Annotated in this window: 14 protein-coding genes; 4 read left to right on the top strand and 10 right to left on the bottom strand. The window is 69.4% G+C overall.

The genetic code is table 11. The annotated features are described in order from the left end of the window. The first annotated feature begins 134 nt into the window (after positions 1-134). Both ACH5AF_RS01905 and rfbC read left to right on the top strand, forming a co-directional pair. On the top strand, positions 135-2,192 hold the full coding sequence (locus tag ACH5AF_RS01905) for a glycosyltransferase family 2 protein (RefSeq protein WP_398899327.1): 2,058 nt from the start codon (positions 135-137) through the stop codon (positions 2,190-2,192). Between the two features lie 65 nt (positions 2,193-2,257). Continuing rightward, complete coding sequence (gene rfbC / locus ACH5AF_RS01900; protein WP_398899326.1) at positions 2,258-2,884, top strand: dTDP-4-dehydrorhamnose 3,5-epimerase; 627 nt, start codon at positions 2,258-2,260, stop codon at positions 2,882-2,884. 82 nt (positions 2,885-2,966) lie between these two features. On the opposite strand, the gene ACH5AF_RS01895 is transcribed toward rfbC, so the two are convergent. The 10 genes from ACH5AF_RS01895 to ACH5AF_RS01850 form a co-directional block, all read right to left on the bottom strand. Continuing rightward, a complete protein-coding gene (locus tag ACH5AF_RS01895) occupies positions 2,967-3,761 on the bottom strand; it encodes a class I SAM-dependent methyltransferase (protein WP_398899325.1) in 795 nt (264 codons plus the stop codon). Positions 3,762-3,838: 77 nt separating this feature from the next. After that, positions 3,839-4,705: a dTDP-4-dehydrorhamnose reductase gene (rfbD, locus tag ACH5AF_RS01890; protein ID WP_398899767.1), complete on the bottom strand. Its 867-nt coding sequence runs from the start codon at positions 4,703-4,705 to the stop codon at positions 3,839-3,841. Between the two features lie 29 nt (positions 4,706-4,734). Then, positions 4,735-5,721 carry a dTDP-glucose 4,6-dehydratase gene (gene rfbB, locus ACH5AF_RS01885; RefSeq protein WP_398899324.1) on the bottom strand — a complete coding sequence of 329 codons (987 nt, stop codon included), beginning with the start codon at positions 5,719-5,721 and terminating at the stop codon, positions 4,735-4,737. After that, entirely contained in the window at positions 5,718-6,785 is a 1,068-nt protein-coding gene (locus ACH5AF_RS01880; RefSeq protein ID WP_398899323.1) for a glucose-1-phosphate thymidylyltransferase, read from the bottom strand. Before ACH5AF_RS01880 ends, rfbB begins: the two co-directional genes overlap by 4 nt. Positions 6,786-6,853: 68 nt before the next feature. Continuing rightward, complete coding sequence (locus ACH5AF_RS01875) at positions 6,854-8,086, bottom strand: glycosyltransferase family 2 protein (protein WP_398899322.1); 1,233 nt, start codon at positions 8,084-8,086, stop codon at positions 6,854-6,856. A gap of 150 nt (positions 8,087-8,236) precedes the next feature. Next, entirely contained in the window at positions 8,237-10,288 is a 2,052-nt protein-coding gene (locus ACH5AF_RS01870) for a hypothetical protein (protein WP_398899321.1), read from the bottom strand. A gap of 157 nt (positions 10,289-10,445) precedes the next feature. Further along, the gene (locus ACH5AF_RS01865; RefSeq protein ID WP_398899320.1) at positions 10,446-11,930 is read right to left on the bottom strand and encodes an SDR family NAD(P)-dependent oxidoreductase; all 1,485 of its coding nucleotides are present in this window, start codon (positions 11,928-11,930) and stop codon (positions 10,446-10,448) included. Between the two features lie 228 nt (positions 11,931-12,158). Further along, positions 12,159-14,180 carry a glycosyltransferase family 4 protein gene (locus tag ACH5AF_RS01860; RefSeq protein ID WP_398899319.1) on the bottom strand — a complete coding sequence of 674 codons (2,022 nt, stop codon included), beginning with the start codon at positions 14,178-14,180 and terminating at the stop codon, positions 12,159-12,161. A 135-nt stretch (positions 14,181-14,315) separates the two neighbouring features. Then, complete coding sequence (gene galE, locus ACH5AF_RS01855) at positions 14,316-15,296, bottom strand: UDP-glucose 4-epimerase GalE (RefSeq protein ID WP_398899318.1); 981 nt, start codon at positions 15,294-15,296, stop codon at positions 14,316-14,318. 45 nt (positions 15,297-15,341) lie between these two features. Next, a complete protein-coding gene (locus tag ACH5AF_RS01850; protein WP_398899317.1) occupies positions 15,342-17,474 on the bottom strand; it encodes a PIG-L family deacetylase in 2,133 nt (710 codons plus the stop codon). A gap of 222 nt (positions 17,475-17,696) precedes the next feature. Here ACH5AF_RS01850 and ACH5AF_RS01845 point away from each other — a divergent pair, with 222 nt between their 5' ends. Beyond that, a complete protein-coding gene (locus ACH5AF_RS01845; RefSeq protein ID WP_398899316.1) occupies positions 17,697-18,704 on the top strand; it encodes a hypothetical protein in 1,008 nt (335 codons plus the stop codon). Then, positions 18,701-21,511: a stealth conserved region 3 domain-containing protein gene (locus tag ACH5AF_RS01840; RefSeq protein WP_398899315.1), complete on the top strand. Its 2,811-nt coding sequence runs from the start codon at positions 18,701-18,703 to the stop codon at positions 21,509-21,511. Before ACH5AF_RS01845 ends, ACH5AF_RS01840 begins: the two co-directional genes overlap by 4 nt. Positions 21,512-21,558: the final 47 nt, after the last annotated feature.

Here is a 21,558-nt window from a genome sequence, read left to right as displayed (position 1 = left end):
CCGATTGCTAATACAGGATCCGGACAACCGCTAAGGTGCTGATGGGCGGTGGCGCGCGCCCGCATCGCCCTGCCTCCGGCCCCCACCTTCGACTCGGGTTCCCACAAGAGACGGGGCACATTGTGTCGGTCAAAGTGAGTGTCGTCATTCCGGTGTACAACCCCGGAAAGTACATCGATCCCTGCATCGAGTCGCTGCTCGGGCAGACGCTGCCCGCCGAGGAGTTCGAGGTCCTGTTCGTCGACGACGGATCCAGTGACGACACTCCCGCGCGCCTGGACGAGCTGGCCGCCCGGCACCCCCACTTCCGGGTGATCCACATTCCCAACTCGGGCTGGCCCGGCAAGCCGCGCAACATCGGGGTCGCCGAAGCCAAGGGCGAGTACGTCCAGTTCCTCGACCAGGACGACCACCTCGGCACCGACGCCCTGCGCCGGCTGTACGACATGGGCCACCGCAACGGCTCCGACATCGTCATCGGCAAGGTCGCCAGCAATTTCCGGGGCGTCCCGCACGGCGTGTTCCGCAGGAACCGCGAGAAGTGCACCCTGCGCAACGCGCCGCTGTACGACAGCCTCACCCCGCACAAGATGTTCCGTACGCGGTTCCTGCGCGAGCACGGCATCGCCTATGCGGAGGGCAAGCGCCGCCTCGAGGACCAGCTGTACATGATGAAGGCGTACATCCCGGCGAAGGTCGTCTCGATCCTCGGCTCGTACACCTGTTACCACTACTCCAAGCGCGACGACGGCAAGAACGCCGGGTCGGCGAAGCTCGTCCCGGCCGGCTACTACGGCAACCTCCGCGAGGTCCTCGACGTCGTCGTGGCGGGCACCGAGCCGGGCCCGCTGCGGGACCGGGTGCTGCGCCGCTTCTACCGGGTCGAGATGCTCGGCAGGCTCAGCGAGCCGGCTGTCCTCACCTACGACGACGACTACCTGCGCGAGATGGTCGCGGCGGTGCGCCCCCTCGCGCTGGACTTCATGACCGACTCCGTGCACAACGGTCTCGGCCCGCTGCTGCGCCTGCGCTCCACGCTGCTGCGCAACGACGACGCGGCGGGGCTCGTACGGGTGGCCCGGTTCGCATCATCCGTCAAGGGCGCGGTGCGGCTGGAGGACCTCGCATGGCAGGACGACGGCCGCATCGCGATCGGCATCACCGCGCGCCTGGTGCACGGCGAGGACAAGGAGCCGCTCACGCTGCTGCGCCGCGACGGCCGGCTGTATCTGCACCCCGACCTGAGCGCGAGATTCCTGGCCGCCGGCGAGCTCGTCGACATCACCGACGACCTTGGCGGCTTCACCGCCGAGGTCTCGCTGCGCGACCGCGAGAAGGCGGTCGAATGGCCGTGCCCCGCCTCCTTCACCGCCGAGGTCGGGGACCGCGACGACGGGAGCTGCGAGGTCGTGCTGCGCGGCACGGGCATGCTGGAGCCCGAGGGCGGGAAGAAGGGCCGTGGCAGCCTTCCGCGCGGCTTCTGGGACGCCTGGGTGAACGTGCGCGGCCTGGGGCTCGTCCGCCGGGCGCGCCTGGGTGCGGACCGCGATGGCCGGGTCGACTCCCGCTGCCTGCCCGCGCTGCTGTCGTCGCCGCCCCGCTCGGTGATCCCGTACTTCACCGACCCGCACAGCAACCTCACGCTCGATGTGGCGCGCAGGGGCAAGAAGGTGGCCCCCTATCTCGCGGGCCGCACCGTGCTGCGTATGCCGGGGGCACGTTTCCAGTTGCGTCTGGACCTGTTCACCACCGATACCACCGGCGAGGGTACGGGCCTGGGCAGCGGCGCCCCGGAACTGGTGCTCACGAAGCCCGCTCAGGGCGAGGAGGTCCCCGACGCCGTGCACACCTTCCCCGGCACGCTGGAGCCCGAGCTGGGGCGGGCGCACCTGACCGTCCCGCGGCGTGTGCCGGGCGCTCCCGAGGGCGACTGGCAGCTCTGGGTCCGGCTGGACGGGCCGAAGGCCCCGATGGTGCCGCTGTGCGGGGTGGGCGTGGACGGCGCGGGAAGGCTTCGGCCGGACGACAGCCTCCCCGTGCCCGAGCCCGCGATGCTGCGGAAGCTGGCCGCCCAGCGCAAGCGGGCGGCGCTGCGGCGCGCGGCCCGGGCTGTCGCCGGTCCGGTGGTGCGCCGGCTGCCGTCGGCGGGCCGCAAGAAGGTGCGCCGGCTGGCGGCGCGGGTGCTCGGCTGACGGGGACGGCCGAGCCGCGCGCCGTCCTTCGACGAACCTGATCATGACAGCGAGGAGTGGAACGGATGCGGCAGCTCTCCATCGGCGGAGTGTGGGTGCACGAGCCGAAGGTCTTCCCCGACAGCCGTGGGAGCTTCCACGAGTGGTTCCGGGCACCCGACCTCGCCGAGGCGGCAGGGCACCGGCTCCGGCTGGAGCAGGCCAACTGCTCGGTGTCCGCCCGGGGCACGATGCGCGGCATCCATTTCGCCGATGTGCCGCCGAGCCAGGCCAAGTACGTGAAGTGCGTCCGCGGCGCGGTCGTCGACGTGATCGTGGACATCCGCGTCGGCTCCCCCACGTACCGCAGGTGGGAGGCGGTGTGCCTCGACGACGCCGACCACCGTGCCGTGTATCTCGCCGAGGGCCTGGGCCACGCCTTCATGGCCCTGACGGACGATGCGACGGTGGTCTACCTCTGCTCCGAGGGTTACGCCCCCGAGCGTGAGCACGGCATCCACCCACTCGACCCGGACCTCGGCATCGAGTGGCCCGGGGACGTCGCACCGCTGCTGTCCGACAAGGACGCCGCCGCGCCCACGCTCGCCGAGGCGGAGCGGACGGGGCTGCTGCCGAGGTACGAGGAGTGCGAGGCGTACTACGCACGGCTGCGCGCCGGCGGGCTGAGCGCAGGAGAGGCCTCGGTGGGCTGAGCCGCCGGGCGTGCTGCGGGCCGAACACGCGGAACGGCCCCGGGTCCGGCCGGTGGGACCCGGGGCCTTCCGCGGCGGGACCTCAGCCGGTGATCTTCTCGATGCCGCGGCGCACGGGCGCGAACGCGGCGCGTGGCCTGCGCAGCGTGCGCGCCCGGATCAGACCGGGCCAGAAGTCCGCGCCGAGCAGCGCCTCGGGCTGCACGGCGTTCTTCCGTACGAGCACTTCGTCCGGGACGTCCTGCGGGTCGGGGACGACGTACTCCTCGATGATCTTGTCGTACGCGTCCTTGAGGACGGTGCTCTCCGGGTCGGCGCCGAAGACGGCGACGACGCCGGTGGGGGCGGTGTCCACCTCGACGACGACCAGGTCGGGGCGGTACCTGCGCAGCACCTGGACGACCTTGTAGACGTCGCCCGCCCAGAACTTGGTGTGCCGCTCACGCGCGGCCTCGTCCACATTCCTCGGAAGCATGTCGTCGAGAACGATCACGCTGGACCAGCGGGAATGCCGTTCGACGTTCATGAAGTCGCGCAGCGCGTACTCGAAGAGATGCATTCCGTCGATGAACGACAGCTCGAGCCGGGGCTCTCCGCCGAGGAGGTTCATCGGGTCCTTGCGGGCGAGGGCGCGAAATGGATTGCGGCCGTTGCGCAGATGGACCAACGGGTCCTTACGGGTGAAGAAATCGTCGCTGGTGGCTCTGACCAGGTGCACATCGCAGCTGATACTCGTCACGACCCGGAATGCCGGGTCGATAGCCACAGAGGGAACCCGGGAAAGCGCCAGACTGCGCCCGTCGTTGACCCCGATCTCCAGATAGTTCCGGGGTTTGTAGATGCGGTGCAGCTGGCGCAGGAAGCCATGGCGGTCCACTGATGGAGCCCTTCACTGGGAATCAAATGGATTGATTCCCAGCGAAGTTAGCGTGTACGCCGCCCTGACGTAAACGTCTACCGACCGGTAGCACCCATTCCGCGCTCTGCGCCAACCACTTCCGGGAACGCTTCTGCGAGCGCTTCACGCCAGTCGCGAAGGGGTTCGACGCCACTGCGCCGAAGCCCCTGATGTCCCAGCACGCTGTACGCGGGGCGCGGCGCGGGCCGCACGAAGGCGGCGCTGGTCGTCGGGCGCACGCGCTCGGGGTCGGCGCCCAGCAGTCGGAAGATCTCGCGGGTGAATCCGTACCAGGTCGTCTCCCCGGCGCTGGTGCCGTGATGGACTCCGGCGGGCACGGTGCCGACGAGCGCGCCCTGCCCGAGCCGCACCAGCAGATCCGCGAGGTCCGCGCTCCAGGTGGGCTGGCCGCGCTGGTCGTCGACGACGTCCACCGTGTCCCGTGCGGCCTCCAGACGGATCATGGTGCGCACGAAGTTCGGGCCGCCGGCCCCGTAGAGCCAGGCCGTGCGCACCACGTGGCCGCTGTCGGGCAACAGGTCGAGCACGGCGCGCTCACCCGCCAGCTTGGTGCGCCCGTAGGCGCCGCGCGGCCCGGTCGGCGCGTCCTCGGCGTACGGCTCGTGCGCGTCGCCGGCGAAGACGTAGTCGGTGGAGATGTGCAGCAGGACGGCACCGCTCTCCTTGCACGCCTCGGCGAGGACGCGCGAGCCGGTGCCGTTGACGGCGAGGGCTGCCTCCTCGTGCTCCTCGGCGCCGTCGACGTCCGTCCAGGCGGCGCAGTTGACCACCACGGCCGGCCGATGCGCGTCCAAAGCGGCGCGCACCGCGTCGGGGCCGGTGATGTCGAGGTCGCGGCGCGCCAGCCCCGCCGCGGGGACACCGGCCGCCGACAGCCGGCCGAGGACGTCACGGCCCAGCATGCCGCCGGCGCCGGTGACGAGCCAGCCGCTCACAGGGCCGCACGCTCCTTCAGCGGCTCCCACCAGGCACGGTTGTCCCGGTACCACCGCACGGTCTCGGCGAGGCCGGTCGCGAAGTCCTTGCGCGGCTCGTAGCCGAGTTCCTGACGGATCTTGGTGCAGTCGACCGAGTAGCGGCGGTCGTGGCCCTTGCGGTCGGCGACGTACTCGACGCCGGTGTCCCAGTCGGTGCCGCACGCCTGAAGCAGCAGGCGGGTCAGCTCCTTGTTGGACAGCTCGGTGCCGCCGCCGATGTTGTAGACCTCGCCGGGGCGGCCCTTGGTGCGGACCAGTTCGATGCCCTGGACGTGGTCGTCGATGTGGAGCCAGTCGCGGACGTTGCCGCCGTCGCCGTAGAGCGGGACCTTCCGGCCGTCCAGCAGGTTGGTGATGAACAGCGGGATGACCTTCTCGGGGAAGTGGTGGTGCCCGTAGTTGTTGGAGCAGCGAGTCACACGCACGTCGAGTCCGTGCGTGCGGTGGTAGGACAGGGCGATCAGGTCGCTGGAGGCCTTGGCCGAGGAATAGGGCGAGTTGGGCTGCAGCGGGTGCGTCTCGGGCCAGGAGCCCTCGTCGATGGAGCCGTAGACCTCGTCGGTGGAGATGTGCACGAACGTCCTGACGCCGGCCCGGTGGGCGGCGTCCACCAGGGTGTGCGTGCCCATGACGTTGGTCCGGACGAACTCGGCGCCGCCGTCGATGGAGCGGTCCACGTGCGACTCGGCGGCGAAGTGCACCACCTGGTCGTGCTCGGCCATCAGCTTGGCCACCAGGTCGGCGTCGCAGATGTCGCCGTGGACGAAGTCGAAGCCGGGGCGGCCCTGCACCTCGTCGAGGTTCGCGGGGTTGCCGGCGTAGGTGAGCTTGTCGAGGACGGTCACGGCCACACCACCGGGGCCCTCCGGGCCGAGCAGCGTGCGGACGTAGTGGGAGCCGATGAATCCGGCGCCGCCGGTCACCAGGATCTTCGTCGTCATGAGGAGATCTGCACCTTACTGTGGTCGCCGAGCACAAGACGGTGGGACGAGGGGTTGCGGGGAGCGGGGGTGACCTCGACGTCCCGTCCGATCAGGGACGCCTCCACGCGCCGCACGCCGGTGATGGAGGCGCCGCGCAGGACGATGGAGTACTCGATCTCGCTGTCCTCGATGCGGCACCCTTCGGCGACCGAGGTGAACGGGCCGACGTACGAGCCGCTGATCACCGTGTCGGCGCCGATGACGGCGGGGCCGACGATGCGGCTGTTGGTGATCCGCGCGCCCTCCTCGACACGGACCCGCCCGATGATCTCGCTGTCCCCGTCGACCACGCCCTCGACACGGGGCTCCACGGTCTCCAGCACCAAGCGGTTGACCTCCAGCATGTCGGTGACGTTGCCGGTGTCCTTCCAGTAGCCGGCGATCGTCGTGGAACGCACGTCCCGGTGCTGGTCGATCAGCCACTGGATGGCGTGCGTGATCTCCAACTCGCCGCGCCAGGAGGGCTCGATGGAACGCACGGCCTCATGCACGGCGGGCGTGAAGAGGTAGACACCGACGAGCGCCAGATCGCTCTTGGGCTGCTTCGGCTTCTCCTCCAGGCCCACGACGCGGCCCTGACCGTCGAGTTCGGCGACGCCGAAGGAGCTGGGGTCCTGGACCCGGGTGAGCAGGATCTGCGCGTCCGGGCGCTCGGTGCGGAATTCGTCGACGAGGCCGCTGATGCCGCCGACGATGAAGTTGTCACCGAGATACATGACAAAATCGTCTTCTCCCAGAAACTCCCGGGAAATGACCACCGCGTGCGCGAGCCCCAGTGGCCGCTCCTGCGGAATATAGGTGATCTTGACCCCGAACCGTGAACCGTCGCCGACCGCTTCCTCGATCTCCGGCGCCGTCTCTCCGACGATGACACCGACCTCGGTGATCCCGGCTTCCGCAATCGCCTCCAGGCCGTAGAAGAGCACCGGTTTGTTGGCGACCGGTACCAATTGTTTGGCGGATGTGTGCGTAATGGGACGGAGTCGTGTACCGGCTCCTCCGGAGAGTACGAGTGCCTTCACAGTTCCTGCCCTAAGAAGTCGTCAAGAGCGTTCCCCCGCCGGATGCCGCCCCGGCACTTCGATGTTACCTATGTCTCACCCTTTGCTTTCCCGCGTCGCAAAATGCCTGCCCGGCGGGCATGTACCGCACTCCTGCGGATCCTGCCGAGAACCCTGCGCGGAAAACTGCGGACCGCGGGCGGAAGCACACGCCGGCTGCCCGACCAGTCGGGCACGGTCACCTCGTAGACGGACCGCGCAAGGCCGCTGTGGCGGTCGCCGAAGTGCGGGTACGCGAGATAGATCCGGCTCCACCGGCGCACCACCTCGGGCGCCTTCCCGGCAGCGGTGAACTCCAGCACGTCCTTCAGCAGATCGAGCCGCCCCCGGGCCACGCACTCCAGCACCAACCGCTCCCCGACCTTGATGCGGCGGGCGACACCCCTGGTCCAGTACGGCCCCGCCATCTCCGCGGCCAGCCGCAGCCGGTCGTGCTGCTCGGACTCCGGCGCACGCAGCAGGGCGGGCCCGAACTGCTGGAGCAGCCCGACCGTGAAGGGCCGGACCATCAGCAGGTCGCGGCCGCGGCCGGGCGGTTCGAGCCGGGCGATCAGCCGGGCCAGGGCGGTCAGCGCCTCGAAGCGGGGCGGGTAACCGCCGCGCCTCGTCGCGTGCTTGCCGTCCTCCCTGCCCACCAAGTAGTAGCAGTCGTAGTCGGCGACGACGGACACGCCGTTGCCACTGAGGTACGCCTCCATGGTGAACAGCGCGTCCTCGCCGGTCAGGAGACTCTCGTCGAACCGGAGTCCGAGCCGGCCCAACAGCTCACGGCGGAACAATTTCTGCGCGCTGAGCGCGTAGATGACGCGCGAGGTGGGGACGTCCACATGCTCCAGCGTCTTTTCGAACATCGACCGTGGCACGCCGCGGCCGCACCCCGCCATCCGGCCGAGCACGACGTCCGTCCCGGCCCGGTCGGCCATGGCGACCATCCGTTCCAGCGCCTCGTCGCCGAAGAAGTCGTCGGCGTCGAGGAAGAAGACGTAGCGGCCGCGGGCGAGGGAGAGGCCGAGGTTGCGCGGGCCGCTGGGGCCGCCGGAGTTGGCCTGCCTGATGACCGTGGTGCGGACCTTGGAACGGGCGGCGAACTCCTCCAGGTACTCTCCCGTGCCGTCGGTCGACCCGTCGTCGACCGCGACGAGCTCGATACGGTCGGCGCCCAGTGTCTGCGACTCCACCGACTCCAGGCAGCGGACGAGATAGGGCATGGCTTCATAGGCGCCGACGACAACCGTGACGTCGGGCACGAAACTCTCATTCATAGAGATACAAGACAACCGGAGAGCACCAACGGTTGCCTTATATGACGCACCGGGCAAAAGGCGCATGTTGCTGCGGATGGCGGTCGAAACGCGAAACGGCCCGATGGCACCACCCTTTCGGGAGTACCACCGGGCCGCTCGGCCGCCGGGTCAGCCGACGGGCGTGTCGTCCAGGCCGGGTGACTGCTCCGCGTCGGCCAGGCGCTGCAGCACCCCGGCGTTACGGGCCTCGGCCTTGGCCGCCAGCGCCTGCACCGCCACGTCGAACTGCTCGATGGAGGTCGGCTCGTCCGGACCGAGCAGGTACTCCTTGAGCTCGTGCCGCGCCACGGCACGCGGGTCGGCGTCCCGGTCGGCGACGGCGGTGAGCAGCTCGTCGAGCTCGACCGCGCTGTTGGAGAGGATCACCGCGGCACGCACCGCGGTGTTCTGCCGCTTGAACTCGGCCTCGCCGAGACCCGCGGAGTCCGTGACCGCGTACGGCTTGCCGCTCGCGATGAAGTCCGAGACCACGCTGGAGATGTCCGAGACCATGCCGTCCGACTCGTTGAAGCAGTCGTAGAGACGCGGCTCGGGACCGGTGACGACCTTGTGCTCCCACCAGCCGAAGGAGCGCCAGTACGCGGCGTTCCACTCCTCCTTGAGCTTCGCGGTCTCCACCTCGCGCACCGGGTCCGCCTGGGAGTCGCGCGACTCCTCGGCCTCGTCCCGGCCGACGCGGGCCGCGCCCGACAGTTCGGCGAGGCGTGCCTCGATCCGCTGCAGCTCGGCGCGGGCGGCGGCCTGGTCGGCGGCGTGCGACGCGGCCTCCTCCACCCACCTCGGCTCGCTCGCGCGGGCCGCGGCGGCCTGCTCGACCATCGCGGTGATCCGCTCGTGCACGGCCTTGGCCCTGGGGGCGCGGGTGCCGGTGAACGGGTGCGGCTTGTAGATCAGGCGAACCGGCTCGGCGGAGTTCAGCAGGCGCTTGACGATGTTCTCGCCGGCCAGCAGCAGGGAGGTGTTGCCGGGGGCGTCCTCCCAGCCCTCCCAGGTGGGGGCGTAGAGCACGGTCGGAATCGGGTGGAGCGGCTTGCCCGTCCAGTGCTTGATGGGGGCCAGCTGCGGGCGGCCCACCTCGACGATGTCCTCGCTGAGCACACCGACGTCGGCCAGCGCGTACCGGTCACGGCCGGCGCGGCCCGCGGTCCACACCTCGTCGTACGCCTTGCTGAACGGGTTGACGCTGGCGAGCTTGTCGCTGTCGCCGTGACCGATGAAGACGTGCTTCATGGTGGGCACGCGCAGCATGTGGATGTTCTTGCCGACGTTGGCCGCGTACAGCGCGACGCGCACGGACGACAGGTCCAGGTTCATCAGGTGCACGCCGCCGGGCACGCACAGGACGGGGACCGAGGTGTTGCCGAGCTGCGGCACGATGGTGCGCTCGCGCAGGAAGATCAGCGGCCGGCCGCCGAGCTGCGCCATCGTCTCCAGCCACATGTTGACCTGGTACGCCGAGTCCTTGGAGCCGGAGAAGTACAGCATCACGGTCGGCCGGTACTCGCGCAGCCAGGCGTCGATGCCCTCGAGCACCTTCTCCGGCGAGGCCGGCAGCCGGGCGGCACGGAGATTGGGCAGCAGCACGGCGAGATAACCGACGGCGAGCAGCAGCGTCAGGCCCAGACCCGCGTACGCGAACGCATTGACGCCGGTCTCGATGGCGACGATCACGCCGACGAAGGAGAAGACGTCGAGATGCAGCATCTTCTCGGCGGAACGGTTGATCAGGCCGGGCCGCGGGGCGTCGGGAATGCGCACGTGCGAGAGGTCGATGTTGCGGGTGACCACCGGCAGCTTCCGGCGCAGCCGGATCAGCGTGACCATCGCGCCGTGGGGCGCCTGGAGACCGTAGAAGCCGAGCAGGCAGGCGACCGTCACATAGAAGACGGCCTCCTCCGCGTATCCCATGCGGGCCAGCAGCAGCACGAGCAGCAGCTGACGCACGAGGAAGCGGATCGACAGGCCCGCACGGACCTTGGCCAGCCGGTTGACCAGATAGCTGGACCGCTGGTGCAGGTACTGGTCGGCGAGGTAGGTCACGGCGACGGCAGCCGCGAAGAACCAGAGACTGGGGATTATCGCCGCGAGCATGACGCACGGGAATCCGAGCATCAGGAGAATTGCGGCGGCCAGCTCCGATCCGCTGCCCACGCGAGCCATGCGAATGGCTTTCGAAATCACGAAGAACCTGCTCCAAGGGGTGCCGACTGTTTGCATTGTGAAACCATGACGCGAAGGAGATGTGAAGGCCAGGCTTCACGGACACGGACCACCGCAGCGCGCCTCGCGGCGGCTGCCGAGGCCTTGCCGTCCGGCATCACGCGTCTCCGTGACGGTCCAGGAGAGCCGCGAGCGCCTGTTCGAAACCCGACGCCTCGGAGACGCCATGGGTCGGATCCTGCTGCCGTACGTCGATGACATGACCGGTGAGCGCGGACAGCAGCACGTCGAGCGAGGTATGGGCCACAGCCTCGGACGACAGCAGCGAACCGGTCGGCTCGGTGCCGAACGCCTTGGTGCGCATCGGGGTGGCGGTGCGCTCGGGGTTCACGCAGTTGACGCGGATGCCGTCGCCCGCCCACTCGTCGGCCAGGGCCTGGGTGAGGTTCACCATGGCGGCCTTGGTGGAGGAGTAGAGGCTGTACTCGGCGCGGCCGCGGGTGTAGCTGCTGGAGGTGTACAGCAGCAGCTGCCCCTTGGTCTCCGCGAGGTACTTGTGCGAGGCGCGCGCGATCTGCACCGGGGCCAGGTAGTTGACGTTCAGCGCTTCCTGGATGGTCGTGTTGTCCGTCTCGGCCAGCTTGCCGATGCGCAGCACGCCCGCGGTGTTGATGACGTAGTCGACGCGGCCGGTCTCGGCGTAGGCCGTGGACAACGCGTCGTCGACGTCCTCCGGGTTCTCGACGTGGGTGCCGGTGGTCGAGCGGCCCAGCGCATAGACCGTGGCGCCGTAGGACTCCGCCAGCTTGGCGATGTCCGCACCGATGCCGTAGGAGCCGCCGAAGACGACCAGGGTCTTGCCCGCCAGCAGCTCGCGGTAGGCGGCCTCGTCGGCCTGTGCCGGAGCGGCCGTGGAGGCCAGCTGGAACAGCTTGTCGGCGATGAAGACGTCGACCGGCTGCGTGACCTTCATGTTGTACTCGTCGCCCGCGACGACGTGGATCGGCACGTCCGGCAGGTACTTCAGCACGACCGAGCAGTCGTCGGTCGCCTGGAAGTTCGGGTCGCCGGCCGCGATCTCGTACGCCCTGCGGATCGTCGACAGCTTGAAGGCCTGCGGGGTCTGGCCGCGGCGCAGCCGGGAGCGGTCCGGGACGTCGGTGATGAACTCGCCGTCCTCGCCGTGCGTGCGGGTCACGATGATCGTGTCCGCGGACGGGATGGCGACGTCGACGGCCTGGTAGCGGTCCAGGGCGTCGACGCAGTCCTTGATGACGCGCTCGGAGAGCAGGGGGCGAACGGCGTCGTGGAACAGGACGTTGCGGTCCTCGCCCTCGGCCAGGCCCTCGCCGAGGGCCGCGATGGCGCGCTCTGTGGTCTCGTTGCGCGTGGCACCGCCCTCGATGACCTTGACAACCTTGGTCAACCCGGCCTTTGCAATGATTTTTTCGACATCCGGAACATAGCCGGGGGCCATGAGCACCATGACGTCGTCAACGACGTCCACCTGTTCGAAGATCGCGAGCGTGTGTTCGATGACGGCCTTGCCGGCAATCTTCAGCAGCTGCTTGGGAATCGACAGACCCACGCGCTGGCCGGTCCCACCGGCAAGTAGGACAGCAGTGGTTCGGGATTTGACCATGGGCTGCACAGGAAAAGAGAACCTATCGTGCGAGGGCGGGGAGATAAACCGATGCTTGCATTCTCATTTACCTTCCCGCAAGACAGGTGACGCCGCGCACACAAATAGGTAAACCCGCTGCGCACGGGCGATCCGGAGCCCTCACCTCCGCTCAGCACAACACGATCGAGTGACGGACGCCACACATTTGAGCGGAACAAATCACCCAAGATGGGTACAAATAATCGGTCACAGATCCACCACATTGAGTGCGACGTCGTTGGAGAACGTGTAGAAGACGCGCACGCGGATCTTCTTGCGCGGTCTGCCCAGTACCCGCTTGGCAATGACGCGGGCAACACTTCCCTCACGTTTCTTGCTCATCACGGTGTGGGGAAAGACAAAGATCCCCTGCTTCGTCACCACATCGTCGAGAATCCGCCCGATCCTGACCGGCCCTGCGTTCGACGCATAGCGGATGAAGGCGTCCCACACGTCGTGGGCGGTGGTCTGCGAGGCGGCGGGCACCGTGGCGGAGAAGGAGAAGCGGAAGCCGTCCTCGCCGACGCGCTCGCCGGGGAACAGGATCTCGTCCCTGGGCCTGCCGCGGCGGCGCAGCACCAGCGTCGGATCGCCGGCCACCCTCGCCGTGCCGAGCATGCTGCCCTCCAGAGTGACCCGGGAGCCGTCGACCTGGACGTTCGCGGCCTCGGCGTGGACCGGCCGGTGCCAGGCGCGCAGCATCAGCGCACCACCCTTGGCCTTGTCCTCGTACGGGACGAGGTTGCGCACCGGGCCGCCCGGGCTCAGCCGCTCGGCCGCGTGCAGGGCGCCGCGCTGGTCGACCACGCGGGCCGAGACCCGTCTCCGGGCGCCTGCCCCGGCCAGCTCCACGAACACGTTCCACACGCCCTCCGGTAAGACCTCGCCGGCCGGGACGGTCGCGGAGCCACGCTCGTCGAAGTCGAAGGTCCGCACCTCGGTACGGGCTCCGGTCCGTGTACACACCAGCCGGGCACCGTTCTCGACGCCCTCCGGCAGCGGCGGGACCAGGCTCACGTCCACCGAGCCGTCGACGGCGACCACGCAGTCCGCGACCGGGGTCATCCCGGGGATGTGCGCGCGCTGCGCCGCCTCGGCGGCGAGCTCGTCGAAGAGGGCCTCGTACTGCTTGGTGACCACACCGGGGTCGAAGCGGCGCGCGTTGCGCACGGCGGCGGCGGCCATGCGGCGGCGCAGGTCCTCGTCGTCGATCAGCCGCAGGAGCGCCCGGGCGACGGCGTGCGCGTCGCCCACGGGGACGAGCATGCCGTCGACACCGTCCTCGATGATCTCGCGCGGCCCGTAGTCGCAGTCGGTGCTCACCATCGGCACGCCGCAGCGCATCGCCTCCACGAGGGTCATGCCGAACGACTCGTGACGGGACGTCGACGCGGCGATGACACCCTTGGCCCACTCGGGCTCGATGGGCGAATGAGGGCCCATCAGGTGGATCTCGTTGTACAGGCCGAGCTCGTCGATGCGGGCGCGCAGCCTGTCGCGCTGGTCGCCGGAGCCGTAGATGCGCAGGGACCAGTCGGGCCGCTGTCGGACGACCTCGGCGAAGGCGTCGACGAGTACGTGATACTGCTTCTCGGCGGCGAGCCGCCCGGCCGCGACGACGGTCCTGCCGGTGCCGTCGGAGGGCGGGACGGACGGCTCGGGGACGCTGTTGGGAATCGACAGGACGCGGGTCGTTGGCAGCGGCATCTTCTCGCGCCACACCTTGGCGTCGCCCTCGGAGACGGTGACGAACGCGTCGACGGTGTCGAGGTGTTCGTACATCTCCTCGCGCAGGGCGGCCTTGTGGTGGTTGTGCGTCATGTGCTCCTGGCCAATGCGGACGGCGGTGGCCGGAGCGAACTGGGCGACGTAGGCGACGAGGCCGGGGCGGGTCCCGATGACGACGTCCGCGTCGGACGCGGCGTAGTGCGCGCGCACCCGCTCGTCGACGAGGCGGTTGTACTCCCTGTAGCGGGCCTCGGCGCGCGGGAAGGCGGCGGAGGGCTCGGCGAACAGGGGCTCCTGCCGGTCGGCGCTGCCCCGGCGGATGTCGACCAGGGGCACGACAGCGATGCGCGGGTCCAGGGCGAACGCGGAATCGTCGCGGTGCCGGAAGACAGAGACGATCTCGACCTCATGGCGATTGGCCAGTTCCTCCGCCAGATTCAGCGTCGTGCGGATGGTTCCGCCGATCCCGTAAATGGTGTGGATGAGAAAGGAGATCTTCATCGGCACTCCGTTCGCTTCCGCTTACGGTATGCCCGATATCTACCTGCCAGCCATGGGTCGGCCCGTTCCGGGTGAATGCCTGGCAGTCACCCGGAACGGGCCATTGCCCGCGTAAGGGCCACTGCCCTGCCCGGCTCAGCGGTCCTGAGCGGGATGCCGCAGGCGCCAGCCCTGCCATGCCGAGGCGACCATCTCCCGGACGTCGTAGCGGGCGCTCCAGTCCAGCTCCTTGCGGATCAGATCGGCCGAGGCCACCACCCTGGCCGGGTCCCCGGCGCGGCGGGGCGCGATCTCGGCCTCGATGTCCGTATGACCGCTGACGTCGCAGATGAGGCTCACCATCTCGGCGACGGACACACCCTCACCCCGGCCGATGTTCAGGACGAGTTCGGCGGAGGGGTCCTCGACCAGTCGGCGCGCGGCCGCCACGTGCGCGGACGCGATGTCCTCGACGTGGATGTAGTCCCGTACGCAGGTGCCGTCCGGCGTCGTGTAGTCGTCCCCGAAGATCCGCGGCGGCAGGCCCTGGTCGAGACGCTCGAACACCATGGGCACCAGGTTGAAGATGCCTGGGTCACCGAGTTCGGCGGACGCGGCACCGGCCACGTTGAAGTACCGGAGAGAGGCGGTGGCCATGCCGTGCGCGCGGCCGGCCGCACGCACCAGCCACTCACCCGCGAGCTTGGTCTCCCCGTACGGACTCATCGGTGCGCACTCGGTCTGCTCCGTGACCAGGTCGACGTCGGGCATCCCGTAGACCGCAGCCGAAGAGGAGAACAGGAAACGGCGGACACCCGCGTCGGCGGCGGCCTCCAGCAGGGTCTGGAGTCCCGTGACGTTCTCGCGGTAGTAGTGGAGCGGACGCTCGACGGATTCGCCGACCTGCTTCTTCGCCGCCACGTGGACGATGCCCTCGACCGCGTGGTCGCGCAGCACACGGTCGACCAGATCCCGGTCCAGTACCGATCCGCGCTCCAGCCGTACGCCGGCCGGCAGCCTGGCCGGGTCGCCGGTGCTGAGGTCGTCGAGGACGACCACCCGCTCACCGCCCTCGGTGAGGGCCTTCACCACATGAGACCCGATGTAGCCGGCACCGCCTGTGATCATCCACGTCATCCGGTCATTCTAGAAGAATGCTGAGCCGCGCTTCGCCGAGACCTCTCAGGTCCGGCCCGGGATGTCCCGCAGCTGTGCGACCACGGGCCTGCCGTCCAGCCCGAGGGTGACCACCGCCACCGGGCCGCCGCCCGCGGCGCCCATGACTGCCGGGGTTCCCACCGCGAAGGTGAGCGCCTGGGCTCTCGCCCTGGCCACCATGCCGTCGCGGCCGTCGTACACCAGCCCCTCACCGGTACCGGTGCAGACGGCCATGCGGAGATCGTCCGCCCCCGGCTTCCGGCCGCCGACCAGACTGACGCGCCCGTAACCGGGCACCGGCACGTCCGCCACCGTCGACCAGCGGCGTGTCCGCCCCGCAGCCAGGCGCTCGACCATCACGCGGTCGCTGGCGATCCGCCGGTAGCCGACGAGCACGGAACCGTCCGAAGCAGTGACGGCGTCGGGGGCATCCCCCGGCTCCGCCACGAATCTCCGTGACCCCTTGCGGAGTCCGGCGGACGGCGTGCGCTGGGTCCAGTGCTCCACCCATCCTGAGGAGGCGGCGAACAGATGGATGTGCCCGTCGCCGTCCACCGTGGCAGCAAGGCCGTCCTGTATGTACCCGCCGGGCAGCCGCCGCCAGGGCGACCAGTTGCCCTGCCCGTCGAGCACGCGGGTGCTCACCCCCTTGTCCCCGTTGCGCACGAAGACGTGGACACGGCCGTCGGCCCCGGTCACAGCGGTCGGCGGACCGGTCAGCCGGCTGCGCCGGGGCTCGGTCTCGGGGTTGCCGAGACTGCGCCAACTGGGCTCGAAATCGCCTCCTGGCGTCTGCTGCCGGAGCATGACGATCTCGCGGACGTTGCGCGAGGCGCTCGCCTCCATCCGTGAGAAGCGCAGGGCGAAGATCAGTCGGCGGCCGTCCGCATCCGTTGCCACGGCTATCGCCGGCGCCAGCGGTCCGCCGCCGAGGTCCTCCGGCGCGCCAAAGCCCCCCGCAGGTGTACCGGTCCACCGCGCGAGCCGGGTCCCGAGCACTCCGTACACCGACAGGGCCCCGTTTGCACCGATCACGGCCTTGGGACCGGCGGTTGGATACCGCCGGTGCGTGCTGCGGACCCAGCCACGTTTCGAGACCAGGACGCGGTCGCTGCCGATCGAGTAGTCGCCGCAGCCGGATGCGTTGCCGCACTCCCAGGACGGGTCACCGCCGTAGGCGTTGAGGTAACGGGCCTTGAGGGCGACTGTCTCCAAGGGGAGATTGTGCGGCCAGCGCTGGTTGTAGTAACCACGGTACGACTCGGTCTGGAACGCGGGGGCCTTGGCTCTGCCTCCGGTTCCGTCGGCCCACTCGGCGAGTGCGCGCCAGGCGAAGAGCGCCGTGGCGGTGTGGTCGGGGTGGTCCGAGTAGCCAGGCTGATCGCTGCCGCGCGTATGCCGCTGATCGTGCACCTGGGCGTCCGGGTCCGGGTCGAGCGTCCGTATCAGGGTGGGCCGGTGCCGCCGGAACAGGAAGACGAGGGTGTCGACGAGGTCGTCACGACTGTAGGAGAACGTCCCCCGGACCGGGGACTCGGGCGCGGACTGTGTCGGGAGGCGGACACCCGGCCTGCTCCACAGGTGCGTCATGTTGACGGCTCTGCCTCGGTCCTTCGCATGCATCCGGAGGTTGAGGAAGATCAGCTCCACACGCCTTCCGTGGTGCTCGAGCCGGTTGAGTTCGGCCTCGCGCCCTCCAGGCAGCCGGATAGCCGTGCGTTCCCATGCCGTGAACAGCGGCGCACCGGCCATCTGCGCGTACGCCTGCCGCAGTCCCTGCTGGCGCGAGGAGACATACGCCGGAACGTCCACCGCCGGCTCCGGTCGGCCCGGGACCGCGTTCACCCCGAAGGAGCCGCCGTCCGTGACATAGACGGAGATCACCGGCACTCCGCTGGCCAGCGTGTGAGCCACGTCGGGATTCATGAAGAACAGGTCGTCATCCGGATGGGCCACGATCTGCATGACCCGCGCATCACCGGGTTCCGCGAATCCGTTCCGCGGCTCTGCGCCCAGTTGTCGCACCGGCACACCGGAACCGCCCGCGCCGGCCGCTGCGTCGGAACCGGCAGAGGGGCGGCTCAGGGTGCGGCCGCCCGCCAGGCCCACCGCGGCGGCCCCGGCCAGGGACGCCAGTACGGCACGCCGGGGCGGCACAGGATAATGAGCTTCGGACCGGCGCCCCATGGCTCCCCCTTGACGTCTGCGGCGACCGAGCAAGATCGCCACACGTAAAGAGGGAAACCGTGAGATCAGGTTTCACGAGATCAAGTGATCGTCATCACATAAGGGTCGATTTGTGAGTCAACTTGCCGATGCCTCTCATACTTGGCACCATGCGACGCTGACCATCAGCCTTGAGTGGAAGCAGGGATCGCCGTGAGTGACTCACTGCTGCCCTATGCGGTGGGCGCTGCGAAGCGTGCTCGCCGGGCCGCCGTACGAATGCGCCGTCGCGTCGAGCAGTTGCACACGGTGCCGACGATCGGTGGCGGAATCCGGCCGCGCGCGCAGCTCCGGGCCGTCCACTACTCGGTGTTGAGCGGCCGGACCCTCAACTTCGCGGTCGCGGTTCCGGGCCGGGACGTCGCCTCCGCCGTTCTGATGCTCTCCCACGCCACGACCCGTGAGCGGGTGCCTCTGGAGCTCGAACCACAGGCCGACGGAAGCCTGCTGCTCACCGCGACCGTTCCCCTGCGCCACCGGGACCGGCCGGAGCCGGCCGACCGTGGACCGGCCCTCAGCAGCGGCATCTGGAGGCTCGCCGTGCTGATCACGGACCTCGGCGGGCAGACGCACCGTACGAAGGTCACCGCTGCTGCCGCCCGGGAGGTCTCGGACGGGCCGACCCTGCCGTCCTCGCCGTCGCCGACGAGCGGCGCGATCTTCCGTCCCGTCCGCTCTCTCGACGGGTTCGCGCTGCTGAAGGTCCGGGCTCCCCGCCCCCACGCCGAACTCACCGCGTTCGACCTGCGCTGGGACCGGATCACTGTCCACGGCCGGCTCATCGGCTGCGCCCCCACCGAGACGTCCGGAACGGCCGAGGCCGTGGTGCGCCGCGGCAATCACAAGGCCGTCGTGGCAAAGCCCGAGTGGCAGGGCGACCGTTTCAGCTTCGACGTGCCGCTCGACAAGATGGGCGGTGACCGCGGAACGGCCCGCACCTGGGACCTGTACCTGCGGCTCGGCGGCACCCGGCTCAAGATCGCCCGGCAGCTGACCGACGTCCGTCACCCCCGGCAGGTCTACCGCACCCCCTTCCGTATCGTCGCCCTCGACAACGGCTCCCTCATGCGGGTACATGCCCATGTCACCGCGGCCGGAGCGCTTGCCGTCAACTGCACGGAAGTCATAGCCCCGCCCCAGAGCACAGAGGAAATCGCATGAAGATCACGTTCCTGCTCACCTGGGGCGATGAGATGGGCGGCACCGAGATGGCCGCCTACACGCAGGCCATTCATCTCGCACCCCGCCACGACGTCGAAGTCCTCAGCGTCTTCAAGACACGGCAGGAGCCGTTCTTCGCAGCCGCCCGGAAGGTCCAGCGGCGCTACCTGGTCGACCGAACCGGCGCACACGAGCGGCCCGTGAGGGACTCGTCCCTGGACGCCGAGGCGTGCCGCACGCTGGCCTCCCTGCCCAGCGAGATCATCAAACCGGCCTGGGAGAGCACCTTCAACCGGCTCTCCGACATCGAGATGACCAGGGCGCTGGGCTCCCTGGACACCGATGTCCTCATCACCACGACGCCGGCGCTCATGGCCGCCGTCGCGGAGCTCGCCCCGGCCCGCGTCATCACCGTGCACCAGGAGCACCGCGCCTCTCAGCTCCGCGGCGTCTCCGGTGAGCCCCTCCTCGTGTACGCACCCCGGATCGATGCCCTCGTCTCGCTCACCGAGCGCACGAACGACTGGTTCGCAGACTCACTCCAGGACGCCGCCCCCGAGCTGGTCGCCATCCCGAACGCAGTCCCCGACGGCTACCGCCCGCGGGCCGACCTGGAGAGCAGGACCATAGTCCTGGCCGCCCGGATGACCCCGGAAAAGCAGCTGGACCACGCCATCCACGCATTCCACCGGGTCTCCGCCGACTTCCCCGACTGGACGCTGCGCATCTTCGGCGACGGCCCGCAGCAGGTGCGCCTGCGTCACCTGGTCGAGGGACTCGGCCTGCACACGCAGGTCGAACTCATGGGTCGCTCCGACCAGATGGAGCAGGAGTGGGCCAAGGCTTCGCTGTGCCTCCTGCCCTCACGCAACGAGGCGTTCCCTCTGGTGCTGCTCGAGGTGTTCGCAGCCGGAGTGCCGGTGATCGCCTACGACATCGTCACCGGGCCCGCCGAGATCATCCGGCACGACGTGGACGGACTGCTGGTCCCACCGCGTGACATCGACTCCCTCGCCGACGCCATGTCCCGTCTGATGAAGGACGACGACACGCGGCACGCCTTCGGCAAGGCGGCGAGGTCCGGCGTCAACGAGCGCTTCTCCGGCGAGAAGATCACCGCACAGTGGGAGGAGCTGTTCGAGCGCCTCGTCGCCCGTCGTGACACTCCCGAGCGCCTCGCCGCCCGCGCCGACCGCACGGCCATGCGCATCGCACAGGGCGGCACCAAGAGTTTCAGCGTTGCGGCGCCCGTGTCCCTCCTGGCGAACTCCTCCGACGAGCAGAAGGCGCGCGAGGTACTGATCCAGGCACAGAACCGGTCTCTCATCCGCTCCGCCGGTCGCCTCGCCGAGGAGCGGGACGACATCGACGGCCCGACGATGGCCAACCTCAACCTGGAGATCACCGCCAAGGCGTTCGAGGACTCCGGCGTTCCCTTCGTGCTCGTGCGCAACGACGGAATCGCGCACCTTCTCGCCGTACCGGTCGAGCAGCGTGCCCGCGCCCTCCAGGCGCTGGCGACCGAGTTGCAGGGCAAGCCCGTGTACGGCGAGCTGATCACTCCGCGGGGCGCCGCTCCCGGCGCCGTACTGGCCGAGCGGCTCGACGGTGTCGGCGAAATCGCCGGCGTGCGGGTCTTCAAGCCGGTGACGAGCGCGAGCCGGACGCTGCGCTATGGGCCGGCGTACGGATGCACCGTCGAGTTCTGGGAGGAGGACGAAGACGGTTGGCGCAACAGCCCGCGTGCGACCACACTCCTCGGCCGCCGTCTGCCCTCGCTGGCGCCCACCGCCAAGCTCCAGGTCGGCGAACACGCCTATCCGACGCTGACCCAGTTCACCAAGCAGCTGATGTGGGACGTGGACTTCCCTGTCGATGTCGTCTACACCTGGGTCGACGACACCGACCCGGCGTGGCGCAAGCGGCGTGACGACGTCCGCCGAAGCCTGGACATGCCGGTCGACGACGCCGACAGCGGCGACGTCCGGTTCCGCAACCGGGACGAACTGCGGTACTCGCTGCGGTCCCTGGCGATGTTCGCGCCATGGGTGCGCAATATCTACCTGGTGACGGACGACCAGACGCCGGAGTGGCTGGACACCGACCAGCCCGGCATCGAGGTGGTCGCCCACCGGGACATCTTCCCGGACCAGTCGTGGCTGCCCACGTTCAACTCGCACGCAATCGAGAGCCAGCTGCACCGTATCGACGGGCTGTCCGAGCACTTCCTGTACTTCAACGACGACGTGTTCATCGGCCGCCCGCTCTCTCCGGGTTCGTTCTTCCTGAGCAACGGCGTCGCCAAGCTCTTCCGTTCGCCGACGTCCGTCCCGCCGAGCGAGCCGTCGCCGGACGACGAAGGCTACTTCGCGGCGGCCAAGAACAACCGGGCTCTTCTGGAGGGGGCGTTCGGCCGGGTCGCCACGCACGGCTTCCTGCACGCCCCGCATCCGCTGCGCCGCAGCGTGCTCACGGAGATCGCCGAGCGGTTCCCGGAGGAGGTCTCGGCAACGGCCCGCAACCCGTTCCGGGCGAACTCGGACCTGTCGATCACCTCCTCGCTGCACCACCACTACGGCTACCTCACCGGCCGTTCGGTGCCGTCCGCCATCTCCTGCAGCTACATCAACGTCGGCAACTACGAGCACCACTCGGTGCTCAGCAGGCTTCTGGCCTCGCGCAGCCACGACGTCTTCTGCATCGGAGAGTCTGCTGACGCCGAGGTCCCGGTCGACGAGCAGGACCGCGTGCTGCAGGCCTTCCTGAACGCCTACTTCCCGGTCCGTTCGCGCTTCGAGCGCGACTGACGACAGGCAGCGCATGAGAGAGGCCTTCCTCGTCCGGCCGGACGAGG

Source organism: Streptomyces sp. NPDC018833 (assembly GCF_044390825.1).
Lineage (GTDB): Bacteria > Actinomycetota > Actinomycetes > Streptomycetales > Streptomycetaceae > Streptomyces.
Note: the sequence above shows the minus strand (reverse complement) of the source record. Positions and strands in the feature narration are given on the sequence as shown.

Bases quoted from the DNA above. Each gene is read 5' to 3' on its own strand.
- ACH5AF_RS01860 (WP_398899319.1), bottom strand. From the start codon at position 14,180: ATGAAGATCTCCTTTCTCATCCACACCATTTACGGGATCGGCGGAACC.
- ACH5AF_RS01865 (WP_398899320.1), bottom strand. From the start codon at position 11,930: ATGGTCAAATCCCGAACCACTGCTGTCCTACTTGCCGGTGGGACCGGC.
- ACH5AF_RS01875 (WP_398899322.1), bottom strand. From the start codon at position 8,086: ATGAATGAGAGTTTCGTGCCCGACGTCACGGTTGTCGTCGGCGCCTAT.
- galE (WP_398899318.1), bottom strand. From the start codon at position 15,296: ATGACGTGGATGATCACAGGCGGTGCCGGCTACATCGGGTCTCATGTG.
- ACH5AF_RS01870 (WP_398899321.1), bottom strand. From the start codon at position 10,288: ATGGCTCGCGTGGGCAGCGGATCGGAGCTGGCCGCCGCAATTCTCCTG.
- rfbD (WP_398899767.1), bottom strand. From the start codon at position 4,705: ATGCTGGGCCGTGACGTCCTCGGCCGGCTGTCGGCGGCCGGTGTCCCC.
- rfbB (WP_398899324.1), bottom strand. From the start codon at position 5,721: ATGACGACGAAGATCCTGGTGACCGGCGGCGCCGGATTCATCGGCTCC.
- rfbC (WP_398899326.1), top strand. From the start codon at position 2,258: ATGCGGCAGCTCTCCATCGGCGGAGTGTGGGTGCACGAGCCGAAGGTC.
- ACH5AF_RS01840 (WP_398899315.1), top strand. From the start codon at position 18,701: ATGAAGATCACGTTCCTGCTCACCTGGGGCGATGAGATGGGCGGCACC.